We start from the raw sequence: 14,900 nt of genomic DNA, 5'->3' as shown, positions 1-14,900 counted from the left end.
ATTCAAGATTAACACAGCCGTTATTTTAGAAGAAGAGAGGGTAATATGTTTATAACAACAGCAGGGAGAACAACCCCGGGGATGATAAAACACGCACTAGAAATTGCGGAGAATTTGCAGATTCCTTATCTTCCGCGAAATAAGAAATCATTAAACCTTATCCAACAACAGGCTAAAAGCGGCTGTATTGTGGTGGGAAAAGAACGATTAGAGCTTTTTGAGAAAAACAGTGTTCAGCCATTTTTCTTCCATCCTAATTCAGCGATGTTTCGGATTAAGCGGTTGATAAAAGGGGGATTTGACCCATTTGCCAATGCTGCAAAACTGGCAAGAGGGATGACGGTTCTTGACTGTACCCTAGGTATCGCTTCAGATGCAATTGTTGCAAGTTTCCTCGTCGGCAGGGAAGGGATGGTAACCGGTATAGAGGGTCAGAAATATTTGGCTTTCATGGTTCAAAAGGGACTCGAGACCTGGGACTCTGGTCTTCCTGCCATGAATAAGGCCATGAAACGCGTGCGTGTTCTTCATAAGGATGCTTACGAATATTTAAAAAGCCAAGCTGATTCATCTATTGATTGTGTCTATTTTGATCCAATGTTTGAAGAAACGATTCTTGAATCGGATGGGATTAAAGCTTTAGGCCATTTTGCTATTCATGATGATTTGACTGATGAGCTGATTAACGAAGCTATCAGAGTAGCGAAATTAAGCGTGGTATTAAAAGACCATTACAAGAGTGTTCGCTTTGAAAAATATGGATTTGAAGTAATCCGCCGAAAAACCGCTAAGTTTCATTTTGGTGTGATCGAAAAAAATTGAAAGCCTTTTCTTTCAGTTTTTTTCCATTTGACCCAAAAAAGAAGTATAATTATTTGTAAGGAACTTAACTTCAGAAATCTTTTAATATAAAGGTGTGAACCGAAAAATGAACAAGTGGCTGCGTAAATCACTTTTTGTTACCATTTCCATTTTAACATTTGGTCTGGTAACCCCATCACAACTAATCAATCAAGCAAATGCCGAAAAAATTAACGATAGGGACGTTTTTGAAACCCAAGCTCCGGATAGAAGTATTGTCCAAGCAAATAGTTATGTAATAGAAACAGAGTTTAATAGAGAAGCGTTTATGCAGGAGCTGATTAAACAGGCAGAAATACAATCCTATCAAAAATTTGGGACTAGAATTAAGCCGGTCATCGAAAATGAGTTCCGAGAAGTAATTTTACCGAATATTGAAAAGGCAATTGCTCAAACAGCTTCACAATTTCCCGAGGATGATGTCAAGAAACTTACAATTACTGAGCAGCCGGGCGCAGGACTTTCTGAAAAAATTTTTAATATAAAAGATAGTGTTTCTGGGAAAGATATTATTCGTTTCCATGTAAGACGCGATAATCCTCCGCAAGCAGGATACTGGTTTAATTTTCATTATCATACTTATCATGATCAATTTCATTCACATCATGAACTTGGCTCTATTTATTGGGATAAAAATACACCGCCAAAATGGATGAGTTAGTCCTTAGTAAAAATGTTTTTATTATAAATGAAACCTTTTTAAGAGAAACTCGTAAATAGATTATTACCAAAATTGGAGGAATGTAAAAATGGCAGTTAGTTTATCAAAGGGGCAAAAGGTTGATTTAACAAAAACCAATCCTGGTTTAACCAGCGTTGTGGTTGGATTAGGATGGGACACTAATAAATATGATGGCGGAAATGATTTTGATCTGGATTCTTCCGTATTCCTTTTAGGGGAGAATGGTAAAGTAACAAATGAAACAGATTTTATTTTCTATAATAATCGTGAAGGCGCAGGCGGTGCCGTTGTACATACCGGAGATAACCGGACAGGCGATGGCGATGGCGATGATGAACAAGTGAAAATTAATCTTACTGCTGTTCCTGCGAATATTCAAAGAATCGCTTTTACCATTACTATTCATGATGCGGATAGTCGAAATCAAAACTTTGGTCAGGTTAGCAATTCCTATGCCCGTATCTTTAATGAAACCACAGGAGAAGAATTAATTAGATATGATTTAGGGGAAGATTTTTCGATAGAAACAGCTATTGTGGTAGGAGAAATATACCGTCACAACGGTGAATGGAAATTTAGTGCGATTGGCAGCGGGTATCAAGGCGGATTAGCCGCATTAGCAAAAGACTTTGGCTTATCCATCGGCTAATTCTCAAAAAAGACCCAGTTAGCTGGGTCTTTTTAAAAAAACAGGTTTACTAACTAGGGGGAATTTTTTTAATGTCAGTTTTACAACATATATTAGATACATACTCACAGTTTTTTAACTGGGAAATGTGGGGAGAGGTGTTAACGAATCCCGTCAGCTGGGGATTAATTGGAACACTAGTTATTTTAGAGGGTTTGCTTTCTGCTGATAATGCCTTAGTTTTAGCGGTTATGGTAAAACATCTTCCACCTGAAAAACGGAAGAAAGCACTGTTTTACGGTTTATTAGGGGCCTATGCCTTCCGGTTTGTAGCAATCGGCATCGGAGTGTTTTTAATCAAACTTTGGTGGGTAAAAATATTAGGTGCAGGGTACCTGGCCTGGTTATCCATTAAGTACTTTTTGGATAAACGAAAAGGTTCTGAGGAAGAAGAGAACGATGAGCAAGGTATGAATCAAAAAGGCCTGTTAATTCGCTTATTCGGAACATTCTGGGGAACTGTGGCGGCAGTTGAATTAATGGATATAGCCTTTTCTGTTGACAGCGTATTAGCGGCTTTTGGTGTTAGTGAAGAGGTTTGGGTTTTATTAATTGGCGGTATGCTCGGCGTATTAATGATGCGGGGAGTAGCAGGTGTTTTCTTAACATTAATTGACCGTGTGCCAGAACTTGAAACAACCGCTTATATATTAATTCTAATAATAGCGGTCAAAATGCTTCTTGCAGTAGTTCATATTGAAATGGGACATATTACCTTCTTTATTATCTTATTACTGACCTTTGGTGCTACTTTTATCGTTCACTATAACAATAAGAAAAAGGAAGGCAGCAAGGAAAATAATTCATAATGATTGTCAAAGGGTGGGGAGCTGACGAAAGTCTGTTTCCCTCTCTTTTTTACCATTCACGGAGGAGAAAATGGTTATGGAATTTTTTACATACTTTTACGAAGATGAAATTGAGCGGTTTTTTTTTCGGAGACCTGGGGCAATTACAAAATTTACAAACCGTGATTTGTTGTCCTATGGTTTAGGAGCAACACTCTATATGCCAGCTACCCGGCCAAATATCCATCAGGAAATTCTTTCAAATAAACATGAAGGGTTAACCTCGCTTGTCATTGATTTGGAAGATGCAATTGGCGATAATGAAGTTGAACTAGCAGAAAATTTACTAGTTCGGGAATTATTAAAGTTATATGCGGAATGTAATAAAGGGTTTTTAAATGCTGAGGATTTACCGCTCATGTTTATTCGGATTCGCCAGCTCGATCAATTGAAACGACTCAAGGATGAATTAGGAGATGCATTGAACCTTTTGACAGGTGTGGTAATTCCTAAATTCAGTGCCGAAAATGGCAGGGGTATTTTGGAAATGGTTCGTACCATACATACCGAGACACATCCTTTTTATGTAATGCCCATTCTTGAATCAGCTAGTGTGATACAAAAGGAGACAAGAATGGAAGAATTATTGAAGATCAAGCACTTGCTTGATCAATATAGAGATTATATTCTGAATGTTCGGATAGGGGCAACGGATTTCTGTGGTTTATATGGTATTCGCAGAAATATGGATACGACGGTTTATGATATTGCTGTTTTAAGAGATTGCATTTCTGATATTATTAATGTTTTTCAACGATTTGATAGTCCATATGTTGTATCCGGACCTGTCTGGGAATATTTTTCTGCAAAAAAAAGAATGTTAAAGCCCCAGTTAAGGCAGACACCGTTTCGTGAACGATATGGAGAGGAAGGCCTCAAATGGAGAGCCAAGTTAATAGATGAAAATATGGATGGACTTATCCGCGAAATCTTAATGGATATTAGTAATGGGTTAACCGGAAAAACCATCATTCATCCGTCACATATAAAGGTTGTTCAGGCACTTAATGTCGTTTCCTATGAAGAATATATTGATGCTAGCAATATAATAAAAGCTTTCGATGAAAATAATGGGGTTATGAAAAGTGAATTTGCCAATAAAATGAATGAAGTTAAACCTCATTATTTTTGGGCGCAAAAAATATTATTAAAATCACAGGTTTATGGGGTGTTACATGAAGAATTCACAAGTATTGACCTTATCAGAAAAGAAGTATACGTTTAACATCCTTGATTCAATAAAAGTGGAAATAAATAGTCTTGAAAATCCATATCATATTCCCATAGACGAACTCTTTACTATGGCAGCCAGAATCAATAAGAAGCGCTCGTTTTTATTTATAAGTAAGGTGCTTGGCAAACATTTACCGACCGAACCCAATAAGGGACTGCTAATAGCGGCTCTGCTTGGTGCGAGATATTTAGAAATGGTTAAGGGGATAAATTGCCTGGAAAAAGAAAGACTGCTATCTCTATTCCTTACGGGTGGTACTTTTCATAACAGTCCCTTTATTTCAGAAAAGCATAAACCGGTCATCATTGGTTTTGCAGAAACAGCTACTGCCCTTGGACATGCATTTTTTGATTGTTTCGAAGGAGCTGAGTTTTTTCATACAACCAGAGAGGAGATTAGCGGGGAGAGGCCTGTCATTACGTTTGAAGAGGAACACTCCCATGCAACATCCCATCGCTGTTATATTCCATTAGAAATGATTGATCATCAGCGCGAGATCATTCTTGTTGATGATGAAATAACGACCGGTAACACAGCCTTAAATATTATCAAATCCATTCATGAAAAATTTTCGAGACCTGTTTATACATTAGTAAGTATTTTAGATTGGCGTTCCCAGGAATATCAGGAAAAGTTTTTAAGGGTGGAACAAGAATTAGGAATTAAAATAAATGTGGTCAGCTTACTATCTGGTCATGTCAAGATTCATCAATTAAAAGAGTTAGACAATCGTTCTAATAAAGCTGGTACATTCAGAAGAGGGGGGTCTATTGAAGTAGTACACCTTGGGTCTTATTTTACATCTTCCCGTTTTTCTTCTAGATACCAACTGATTGGACTTCCTTATCTTAACGAAACAGGTCGTTTTGGTTTAAAAAGCTTAGAAAATTTTCTAGTCCATCAAAGAATTTCTAAAGCTTCCGAATTCTTAAGGCAAAAAAGAAGCGGGGTTCGAACCTTATGCCTAGGTACGGGGGAATTCATGTATTTGCCAATGAGACTCGCTGCAGAGATGGGCAGAGGTGTTTATTATCAATCTACAACTAGAAGTCCAATTTATATTAAGAATGAGGAAGGTTATGGGGCTAAATTCGGAGTCAACTTTCCCAATCCGGAGAACGAGAATATCCCAAATTTTGTTTATAATATCCCTCCGAATCATTATGATGAATTATTTCTATTTTTTGAAAGGGAAGTTTCTAAAGAGAAGCTTGAGCCCATGATTGAAGAATTAGGAGAATTAGCTTTTCAAACCATTAAAATTGTCTTTTTCTCAGGAAGGCAGAGGTGATTAGGATGAAAAAAATACTCAGCAAACCTGCCAAAATCGGAACCTATCATGTGGACGATGTTCTATTTTTGTTAAAAGATTTAAGTAACATAGTTTTAGAGGATACCGTGGTAAACAGGGAAACAAAGATCCAATCAGGAGGTCACTATAGCGAGTCACTGCCCATAGAATACCAGCCTCCTGAAGAGTATGTAAAGGTTTTCTGGAACACCTTACAACGATATAAACAAAAAGTAGCCTTGTGTGTTGGGATAGTTTCAGAGCAAATCTATCAATTAAAAGGGTCAAATACCATTCTCGTTTCGCTTGCCCGGGCTGGTACCCCGGTTGGAATCTTAATTAAGCGATACCTAAAGTTAAAATACGGGATCAGCTTACCTCACTATAGCATTTCAATCATCCGTGATAAGGGAATTGATGAAAATGCCCTTCATTATATTCAACAAGAGCATCCAAATGGGGAAATTCAATTCGTAGACGGCTGGACAGGGAAAGGGGCTATCTCGTTAGAATTAACGAGGGCCTGCCGGGAATATGGAGAAAAATATGGCTTGAGGCTGGATGACACACTTGCCGTTATTGCCGATCCTGGCTGCTGCACCACACTTTTTGGTACCAGAGAGGACTTCCTAATTCCGAGTGCTTGTTTAAATTCTACCGTATCCGGGCTAGTCAGCAGGACGGTATTAAATGATGCATTCATTGGTAAGGATGATTTTCACGGGGCTAAATTTTATCAAAACCTGCTTGCAGAAGATGTTTCTAACCGGTTTATCGAACTGATATCCGAAGAATTCTCTGCCATTGGCCATGAAGCGGAAGAGTCAGCTGCCAAGCTTTTGTCTATGCAAATAGAAACAGGGTTTTTGGGGATGGAAGATGTGAAAAAAATACAGGCTGAATTCTCTATAGAGAATACCCACTATATTAAACCCGGAGTTGGAGAAACAACGAGGGTTCTACTTCGCAGAGTACCATGGAAAATCTTAGTGCGTGATCCTTCTAGCCCGTTTGTCAAGCATATCCTAATGCTTGCAGAAGAAAAGGGAGTGGAAGTCCAGGCCTATCCAGATATGAAGTATTTGTGCTGTGGTCTAATCAAAAAGGTCGAAGGGATGCTAAAATGATTTTTGCATCTGACCTCGACCGAACATTAATCTATTCAAAACGGGCACTTGATGAGTTGGGAGTCCCTGAAGGTTTGATATTAGTACCAGTTGAACAAAAGGATGGAGATTCGGTTGCTTTTATGACAGAAACTTCCTATATCCAATTAAAGGAACTTGCCAATCAAAGTTTGTTTGTACCCGTCACAACCAGGACAACGGAGCAGTTTAAACGATTTATTATTTTTGAACAAGATATTCGGATTAAATATGCGATTACTGCAAACGGTGCCAATATTCTCCATCAAGGGACTATGATGGAGGAGTGGTCAAACCAAATCCTTAACCGTCTTAAACGAGAATCTGTCACACAAACTGAACTGCTATCCATTTTGCACAGGGAAGGTGTCTGTTTAGACGGGAGAAGGAAACAGGCTGAGGGATGGTTTTTCTATTTTTTATTAAACAGCCTTCCGTCAAATAGTGAAAGAAAATTGATTGAGGATTTGGCTGCCAAATCGGGTTGGAGGATTTCGGTGCAAGGAAGAAAACTTTACTTTATCCCTCAAGCCATTAGTAAAGGAAACGCGCTAGATTATATTTGTCAACTTGAAGGTGAAAAATCGGTTGCTGGAGCAGGTGATTCCCTCCTTGATTGGGATTTTTTAAAGAACTGTCAATATCGATTTGTCCCAAACCATGGAGAACTTGCCCATAAACTTGCACATGTTACAGGTGGTAGTACCTCGATTCTTACAACAAATTGCGGCGTTAGAGCCGGGGAAGAGATTATACAAGATTTCCATCAATTAAGATACACCAATCCTATTTTTTTATTGTAATTTTACCAATAACAAAATAGTAAAGGCAGCCAAAGAAACTGTAGCTTGCTAGAAAAAACAAAATGGCTATGGTTAATGACGGGATGACTGGAGATAAGAACATTGTAAAGATAAAGCTGAAGACAAATAAATCTAAATAGATAAATAGGTCTGAAACCATCACTTCCATTAAAGTGTCTAATTCATCAGATACCTGGTCCAGTCTCGGTCGTTTATATAAGAATCTCACTTGTGTCACCTACTTAGTATGAGTACTCCATTAATATGTAGGGACAGGTGAAAACGTGAAAAAGGGAGATCAGAGCTCAAAATGAAACAAATTTAGCTCTCTTTCGTATAAACAAATGAACCAATGAAATAACTGTGATATGATGAAATGGAAACCTTACATAATTTTCTAAACGACCACACCAGCTTCGCTTTTAGAGGGAAGGGATTATGAATGTATCCAACATTAAATCAGTTAAACGTCCAGGCTGTATCCCTTTCATTTGAAAATTGGCAGGACATGCTGAAAAAAATACTGCCAGAACGGCCGAATTATTCAATCGAAAATGGAACGATACAAATTGGACAAGTAATTGGAAAGTTTTTGGGCTTACCAATAGACACGGATGAATATTATAACCAGCTGTATGATTATGTCCATAATCATACATGGAACCTTGGACTGTTAAGTGAGGACTCGTTGGATAAAACCATAGATAATGCCCACTTTCAAGCCATTCAAAGGGTCATTAATATTAATAATGAACAAAAGCTATCTATTAATCGTTTTACTGCGTTTCTTGATGGTGAACAGCTTTTGTTAAAATCAAACGTGCCGGTGATTCACAGAAAACTAAGAGAAGCAATGATTGTCACCTTAGAATTATTTGCAAATCATGAAACTAATGGGTTGAAGAATCATGAACTCAGGAGGGTGCTCGTCGACATTGTGAAATGGTCGCTGAACCATTTAAAACCTTTGTTAGAGCAGGCTGATCCGCAAAGGGCTATGCCCAAATTCTTGTGGTATGGAGATTTTAAAAAGAGTCATCAATATTTTTTATATTATTTAATTAAGCTTGGCTGTGACCTTGTTATCTTTCATCCGGAAGGCCACGATATATTATCAGGTCTTATCACGGAAGAAATTTTTACTTATCATTATCCTAATCAACAGCCAGCAGAGCCATTTCCCAAGGAAAGGCGCAGCAGGAAAACAACTGTGGCTTACCGTGCATCTAAAGAAATTGAGTCAATTCTCAATCAAGAGGGATCAGGTCTTTATAAGCCCTGGCAGTTACGGGATTACACACCTTCTTCCCTTACGTTAAGAACGACCTATGACGAACTGTTTATCCTTGCGAAAGAAATAGCCATGATTCGACCGGATTTTGAGGTACGAAACGGTGAAGTGAAGATCCCCTCAATATTTGCTAAAGTTCAAGGGGTAAGTAAAAACCGCAAAGAATATTGGGATCGGCTTCAAGCTATTAGCCAATTAGAACATAGTATGCTGATTAAAAGGCTGCCTCTTACGATACCAAGTACTAGTGATTTTCGCTACCACTATCGAAACGCTCTTGGTAAAGATGGTTTGCTGAGTGCAGACAAGGTGATGCAGTCGCATTATTGGCCCTATTCGTTCTTAGCTTCAGGGCTGCAAAAAGGAATCGCCTATGCCATTAGAAGAATCTGTGAAACACCAGGTTTAAAACCGCTGACAGCTGAATCTAGCGAAGAAGTAAAAATATATCTGTTTACACAGGCGATGTTTATGCCCAAGAATATCATTCAGTTAATGGAGAGATTTGATTATTCCCAAGCTGTCCCTAAATTAATTATATACAATACCGAAACGACAGGATTGCTATCAAGGTCGGATGCAGCGCTTCTTTTGCTGCTAAATCAATTTGGGATTGATCTCATTTTGTATAATCCTCCAGGCCATAATGATATCGAAAACTATGTCGATGAACGATTATTTGATAAGCACTGGCTAGATGAAGTGGTGTTTGACTTGGAGTTTAAGGAACCATCGCTTTTTAAAAAAGGGCTTTTTCAGGGAATCTTAAAAAATTTAAGGGGAGATTAACAAGTGAATTTATCACCAAATCCATCAAACGGTTTAACACCTGCAGCAGCTGATGATGTTCTAACCGAAACGAAAGTATCAGATATTAAACTAGCTTTACGCAAAGAACCTGAAATTCAAAATTTGGCTCGTACTATTGATGAACGTGACCAAATACAAATATTAGAATTTGGTAAAGAGCCAGCGGTGCAAATATCTCGTTTTTCAGATCAAATTTTAAGCAATATGCGGACGACAAAAGTAGAAGATTCCGGTGAACTATTGAAACATCTAGGCCGAATAATGGATAAATTTGATGCCAAGGATTTTCAAAAGACTTCTGGGGGATTATTCGGTAAGCTTTTTAAAAAAGGCGAAAAAATGGTTGAAAAGCTGTTTGGCAAGTATCAGACAATGGGCTCGGAAATAGACAAAGTGTATGTGGAAATCTCTAAATATCAGCATGAAATGGTCGATGCGACCAATATGCTAGAACAAATGTATGAACAAAATTATCAATACTATTTAACCTTGGAAAAATATATTGTTGCCGGTGAATTAAAGGCTGAGGAGCTGAAGAATAACACCCTTCCACAGCTTGAGGCTCGTGTTACTCAAGGGGATCAGCTTGCTTCTATGCAGTTAGATTCGTTAAAAAATGCGATTGAACTCCTGGAGCAGCGTATTTATGATCTTGAAATGGCTAAAATGGTTTCGCTTCAAACTGCACCACAGATTCGCTTATTGCAAAGAGGGAACACCAAGCTAATTGGAAAAATTAACTCAGCCTTTGTGACAACGATTCCTATTTTTAAAAATGGTTTAATACAAGCTGTGGCAGCAAAAAGGCAAAAGCTTGTAGCCGATTCGATGAGCGAACTTGACCGAAGGACCAATGAGATGCTATTAAGAAACGCACAGAATATCTCTCAGCAAAGTACCGATATCGCCAGACTTGCTGGTGGCCCGAGTATTAAAATCGAGACGATTGAAGAATCCTGGAATATTATCATCAAAGGTATGCAGGAAACAAGAGCGATTGAAGAGGAGAATAAACGCCTTCGTTTAGAAGGGACTAAACGTTTAGAGCAGCTGCAAGAGAACTTCAAAAAAATGAAACAATCCCTAAATTATATACAAATATGTTAATGGAGTGATTGAAATGGCGATTAATTTACAAAAAGGTCAACGAGTTGATTTAACAAAAGGAAATCCGGGCTTAACTAAGATTCTTGTAGGTTTAGGCTGGGATCCTGTACAAAGCAGCGGCGGCAAGTTGTTCGGCGGCTTATTCGGCGGCGGCAGTGGCTCAGCTAATGTAGACTGTGATGCATCGGTTATTATGCTTGGGGCAAATGACAAATTACAAAACAATAAAGATGTTATTTATTTCGGAAACTTAAAAAGTAATGATGGCAGTGTCCAGCACTCGGGGGATAACTTAACAGGAGACGGAGACGGGGATGACGAACAAATTATGATTGACCTAAGCCGTGTCCCATCAAACATTCAAAAACTCGTCTTTGTAGTTAATATTTATGATTGTATAAAAAGAAAACAGCACTTTGGAATGATTCAAAATGCGTTTATTCGAGTTGTTAATCCTACTTCAAACCAAGAGTTGCTTCACTACAATTTAACAGATAATTATAGCGGGCTTACTTGCCTTGTCACAGGTGAAATTTATCGCCATGGCAATGAGTGGAAGTTTGCTGCTATTGGCAGCGGAACGAATGCTGCAAGCCTAAGTGAGGTTGTTCGTTCTTACAGCTAACAAGAATAGTGAATGGACCTGAATGTAATACAGCTAAACAATGATAAAAAAATTTATTCCTTTTTATTTGAAAAGCTTGGCTCGAGGTGATTTATTTGGGTATTAACTTATCAAAAGGACAAAGAATTGACCTGACAAAAACAAATCCTGGCTTAACAAAGGTTATTGTCGGCCTTGGCTGGGATACAAACCGGTATCATGGTGGTAACGACTTTGATTTGGATGCATCTGCATTTCTTACTGATGCTAATAGCAGAGTCCAACAGGAAAGTGATTTTATTTTTTACAATCAGTTGATTCACCCTTCAGGTGCGGTGGAACATACGGGTGATAACCGCACTGGTGAAGGGGAGGGTGATGATGAGCAAATCAAAATAGATTTCAGCAAAGTTCCCTCTCATATTCAGCGTATTGCAATTACAGTCACGATTCATGAAGCTGAGGCAAGAAATCAGAACTTTGGTCAGGTTGCTAATGCCTTTGTCCGCTTGATGGATGAGGACACGGGTAATGAAGTCCTGAGATTTGACCTTGGAGAGGATTTTTCGGTTGAGACAGCCGTTGTTTTTTGCGAACTGTATCGCCATAATGGGGATTGGAAATTCAATGCAGTAGGTAGTGGTTTCGCAGGCGGCTTAGCAGCCCTTTGTCGAAATTTTGGTTTGGAAGTTTAGTTTATGTTCATTTACGAGCTGCCATCATGATTGGCAGCTTTTTTTTATCATGATACAATGGAGAAATATGAATAACAGGGAGTGTCTTTAGTTGAAACAATATCTGCAATTATGCGAGCATGTCCTTAATAACGGTCATATAAAAGGCGACCGTACCGGGACTGGGACAATCAGTACATTTGGTTATCAAATGAGATTTAACTTAGAGGAGGGTTTCCCACTTTTAACGACAAAGAAGCTGCACCTAAGATCGATTGTTTATGAATTATTATGGTTTTTAAAAGGTGATACGAACGTGCGCTTTCTACAAGATAACGGGGTAAGAATCTGGAATGAGTGGGCTGATGAAAATGGTGAGTTAGGGCCCGTCTATGGTCATCAATGGCGCTCATGGAATGGGGCTGATGGGAAAACCGTTGACCAAATCAGTGAATTAATCGAGCAAATTAAAACCAATCCCAATTCTAGAAGATTGCTTGTCAATGCCTGGAATGTAGCTGAAATTGATAATATGGCTCTGCCCCCTTGTCATTGTATGTTCCAATTCTACGTGGCAGATGGAAAGCTTTCCTGTCAGTTATATCAGCGTTCAGCTGATGTATTTCTTGGTGTGCCGTTTAATATTGCTTCTTATGCACTGTTAACGCTGATGATTGCCCAGGTCTGTGACTTAAAGCCAGGAGAATTTATTCATACATTTGGAGATGTCCATATCTATCAAAACCATTTGGAGCAGGTGAAATTGCAGATGGAAAGAGAGCCGCGTCCATTGCCTATTCTTAAGATTAATCCTAATGTAAAGGACATCTACTCTTTTGAATTTGAAGACTTTGCTTTAGAAGGTTACGACCCGCATCCGCACATTAAAGGAGCCGTCAGTGTATGATTTCATTTATTGTCGCTCTGGATCAAACAAATGCTATTGGTAAAGATAATCAACTACCTTGGCATTTACCTGAAGATTTAAAGTTTTTTAAAAGAACAACAATGGGACATCCGATTGCTATGGGGAGAAAAACACATGAATCGATTGGACGCGTCCTACCAGGCCGAGAAAATATCGTCATAACCAGGCAGCCTCATTATCAATGTGAAGGCTGTACCGTTTTTTCCTCCATTGATGAGTTTGTATCGTATAGTCAAAAACAAAACAAAGAAATTTTTGTCATTGGCGGGGCCGAAATTTTTCGAGAGACGTTAACATTTGCAAATAGACTATACATTACTTATATTGACGAAACCTTTGCAGGCGATACCTTTTTTCCTCCATTTAATCAAGAGGAATGGTTCCTCACATTGGTTGAAAAAGGGATTAAAAATGAAGAAAATCCTTACGATTATGAATTTAGAATATACGATAGAAAAATGGGGCAATAATAAAAAGCATCATAGTGATGCTTTTTTATTATGGAATTATACTGGTAGTAAGGAGCCTTAATTTTTGAAAGTATAAATGAGTAGTTTTAATATTCATAATTAAAAATAAACGGAATGTAGATTGACTTAACCGATTGTAATTGTTAAATTGTCTATAGGGATTTACAATTAATTTGTTAAAAGGGTAAATGTCACTTTAATCAAATTTTTATCAGATTTTGTGAAATTACTATGAATTATTGTGGATAATTACCTCAAAAGGATATTTCAATACTATAATCATAGTAGAAATATAAAACATCATTTAAAGGGGATGTAAATCCATGTTTTCTAATATCGGAGTACCCGGATTAATTTTGATTTTAACGCTAGCATTAATTATCTTTGGGCCAAAGAAACTCCCTGAAATCGGTAAGGCGTTTGGACAAACATTAAAGGAATTTAAAAAATCTACTCGTGAACTAACTGATGATGTAATGGAAGATCTTAACGAAGAAAAGAAAAATTTGACTAAATAAGGTGTAAGATTCTATCTTGCACCTTTTTCTTCTCGAATTTTAATCCTATATGAATGCGTGAAAACGTGTTAATCTTTAAAGTGAAAGATTTAAACACTTGAAATTTTTAACCTTTGAAATTGGCAGGGGAAGTACATGGAAGATAAAGAATTAAATTTGGTTGATCATTTAGAGGAACTGCGTAAACGGATAATTATATCGGCTCTGGCATTTATCGTCTTTTTTATTGTTGGTTTTATCTATGTTGACGATATTTACAAATGGTTTGTGGGAAGTACGAAACTTCTCGTACTTGGGCCAAGTGATATCATGTGGATTTATTTCATGCTCGCCGGTGTCGTAGCTGTTGCCGGTACGATTCCAGTTCTAGCCCTACAAATTTGGTTATTTGTTAGGCCGGCCCTTAGACCAAATGAACGAAAAATAACCGTTACCTATGTTCCGGCACTGTTTATATTATTTGTTTTAGGGCTTTCGTTTGGGTATTTTGTCATTTTTCCAATGGTGCTCAACTTTTTAGTGAACATTGGTCAAGATATGTTTGTTACAAACTTTACTGCTGAGAGGTATTTTAGCTTTATCTTGAATATGACTCTTCCATTTGGAGTTTTGTTCGAATTACCTGTTGTAGTTATGTTTTTAACCTCTCTAGGTATTATTAATCCGTTTGTGTTAGCAAAAATCCGTAAGTATGCCTATTTTGTTTTAATTATTATTGCCGTTGTTATTACACCTCCGGATTTTATGTCTGATTTTGTCGTAACGATACCATTGTTACTTCTTTATGAGGTGAGTATTAATTTATCAAAATTCGTTTACCGAAAAAAATTAAAACAACAGCAAAATGAAGAACGTGAGGAAGAAAAAGAAGAAGTTATCGAAGCATAATTTAGAAAAGACCTTAAAGGAAAAATCCTTTAGGGTCTTTTATTTTTTTTTTTTTTTT

17 protein-coding genes are annotated in these 14,900 nt (G+C 37.7%); 16 read left to right on the top strand and 1 reads right to left on the bottom strand.

What is annotated here, in order from left to right; genetic code table 11:
* Positions 1-45 precede the first annotated feature (45 nt).
* From V7077_RS01205 to V7077_RS01170, 8 genes are all read left to right on the top strand, one after another.
* Positions 46-822, top strand: a complete 777-nt coding sequence (locus V7077_RS01205) for a class I SAM-dependent methyltransferase (protein ID WP_335498016.1) — start codon at positions 46-48, stop codon at positions 820-822.
* A 106-nt stretch (positions 823-928) separates the two neighbouring features.
* The gene (locus V7077_RS01200; protein ID WP_335498014.1) at positions 929-1,522 is read left to right on the top strand and encodes a YpjP family protein; all 594 of its coding nucleotides are present in this window, start codon (positions 929-931) and stop codon (positions 1,520-1,522) included.
* An 88-nt stretch (positions 1,523-1,610) separates the two neighbouring features.
* Positions 1,611-2,192 carry a TerD family protein gene (locus V7077_RS01195; protein WP_335498013.1) on the top strand — a complete coding sequence of 194 codons (582 nt, stop codon included), beginning with the start codon at positions 1,611-1,613 and terminating at the stop codon, positions 2,190-2,192.
* Between the two features lie 71 nt (positions 2,193-2,263).
* Positions 2,264-3,040 (top strand): TerC family protein, encoded by a 777-nt coding sequence (locus V7077_RS01190; RefSeq protein WP_335498012.1) that lies wholly within the window; start codon positions 2,264-2,266, stop codon positions 3,038-3,040.
* 76 nt (positions 3,041-3,116) lie between these two features.
* Positions 3,117-4,304: an HpcH/HpaI aldolase/citrate lyase family protein gene (locus V7077_RS01185; protein WP_335498010.1), complete on the top strand. Its 1,188-nt coding sequence runs from the start codon at positions 3,117-3,119 to the stop codon at positions 4,302-4,304.
* Positions 4,255-5,604, top strand: coding sequence for a phosphoribosyltransferase family protein (locus V7077_RS01180; RefSeq protein WP_335498009.1), 1,350 nt, complete (start codon positions 4,255-4,257; stop codon positions 5,602-5,604). Before V7077_RS01185 ends, V7077_RS01180 begins: the two co-directional genes overlap by 50 nt.
* 5 nt (positions 5,605-5,609) lie before the next feature.
* A complete protein-coding gene (locus V7077_RS01175) occupies positions 5,610-6,731 on the top strand; it encodes a cysteine protease StiP family protein (protein ID WP_335498008.1) in 1,122 nt (373 codons plus the stop codon).
* Positions 6,728-7,552, top strand: coding sequence for an HAD family hydrolase (locus tag V7077_RS01170; protein WP_335498006.1), 825 nt, complete (start codon positions 6,728-6,730; stop codon positions 7,550-7,552). Before V7077_RS01175 ends, V7077_RS01170 begins: the two co-directional genes overlap by 4 nt.
* Here V7077_RS01170 and V7077_RS01165 read toward each other — a convergent pair.
* Positions 7,536-7,781 (bottom strand): hypothetical protein, encoded by a 246-nt coding sequence (locus V7077_RS01165; RefSeq protein WP_335498005.1) that lies wholly within the window; start codon positions 7,779-7,781, stop codon positions 7,536-7,538. The genes V7077_RS01170 and V7077_RS01165 overlap by 17 nt on opposite strands.
* Before the next feature lie 213 nt (positions 7,782-7,994).
* On the opposite strand from V7077_RS01165, the gene V7077_RS01160 reads away from it, so the two are divergent.
* The 8 genes from V7077_RS01160 (at position 7,995) to tatC (ending at position 14,842) form a co-directional block, all read left to right on the top strand.
* Positions 7,995-9,632: a YceG family protein gene (locus V7077_RS01160; RefSeq protein ID WP_335498004.1), complete on the top strand. Its 1,638-nt coding sequence runs from the start codon at positions 7,995-7,997 to the stop codon at positions 9,630-9,632.
* Between the two features lie 3 nt (positions 9,633-9,635).
* Positions 9,636-10,760 carry a toxic anion resistance protein gene (locus V7077_RS01155; protein WP_335498002.1) on the top strand — a complete coding sequence of 375 codons (1,125 nt, stop codon included), beginning with the start codon at positions 9,636-9,638 and terminating at the stop codon, positions 10,758-10,760.
* 13 nt (positions 10,761-10,773) lie between these two features.
* Positions 10,774-11,385 carry a TerD family protein gene (locus tag V7077_RS01150; RefSeq protein ID WP_335498000.1) on the top strand — a complete coding sequence of 204 codons (612 nt, stop codon included), beginning with the start codon at positions 10,774-10,776 and terminating at the stop codon, positions 11,383-11,385.
* 95 nt (positions 11,386-11,480) lie between these two features.
* Positions 11,481-12,059, top strand: coding sequence for a TerD family protein (locus V7077_RS01145; protein WP_335497999.1), 579 nt, complete (start codon positions 11,481-11,483; stop codon positions 12,057-12,059).
* Positions 12,060-12,150: 91 nt separating this feature from the next.
* Complete coding sequence (locus V7077_RS01140) at positions 12,151-12,945, top strand: thymidylate synthase (protein ID WP_335497998.1); 795 nt, start codon at positions 12,151-12,153, stop codon at positions 12,943-12,945.
* On the top strand, positions 12,942-13,436 hold the full coding sequence (locus tag V7077_RS01135; RefSeq protein WP_335497997.1) for a dihydrofolate reductase: 495 nt from the start codon (positions 12,942-12,944) through the stop codon (positions 13,434-13,436). The genes V7077_RS01140 and V7077_RS01135 overlap by 4 nt, the downstream gene beginning before the upstream one ends.
* 323 nt (positions 13,437-13,759) lie before the next feature.
* Positions 13,760-13,954, top strand: a complete 195-nt coding sequence (locus tag V7077_RS01130) for a twin-arginine translocase TatA/TatE family subunit (RefSeq protein WP_215042961.1) — start codon at positions 13,760-13,762, stop codon at positions 13,952-13,954.
* A 135-nt stretch (positions 13,955-14,089) separates the two neighbouring features.
* Entirely contained in the window at positions 14,090-14,842 is a 753-nt protein-coding gene (tatC, locus tag V7077_RS01125) for a twin-arginine translocase subunit TatC (RefSeq protein WP_335497995.1), read from the top strand.
* The last annotated feature ends 58 nt before the right edge of the window (positions 14,843-14,900 follow it).

Source organism: Neobacillus vireti (genome assembly GCF_036962465.1).
In the GTDB taxonomy this organism is placed as follows: domain Bacteria; phylum Bacillota; class Bacilli; order Bacillales; family Cytobacillaceae; genus Neobacillus; species Neobacillus vireti_B.
Note: the sequence above shows the minus strand (reverse complement) of the source record. Positions and strands in the feature narration are given on the sequence as shown.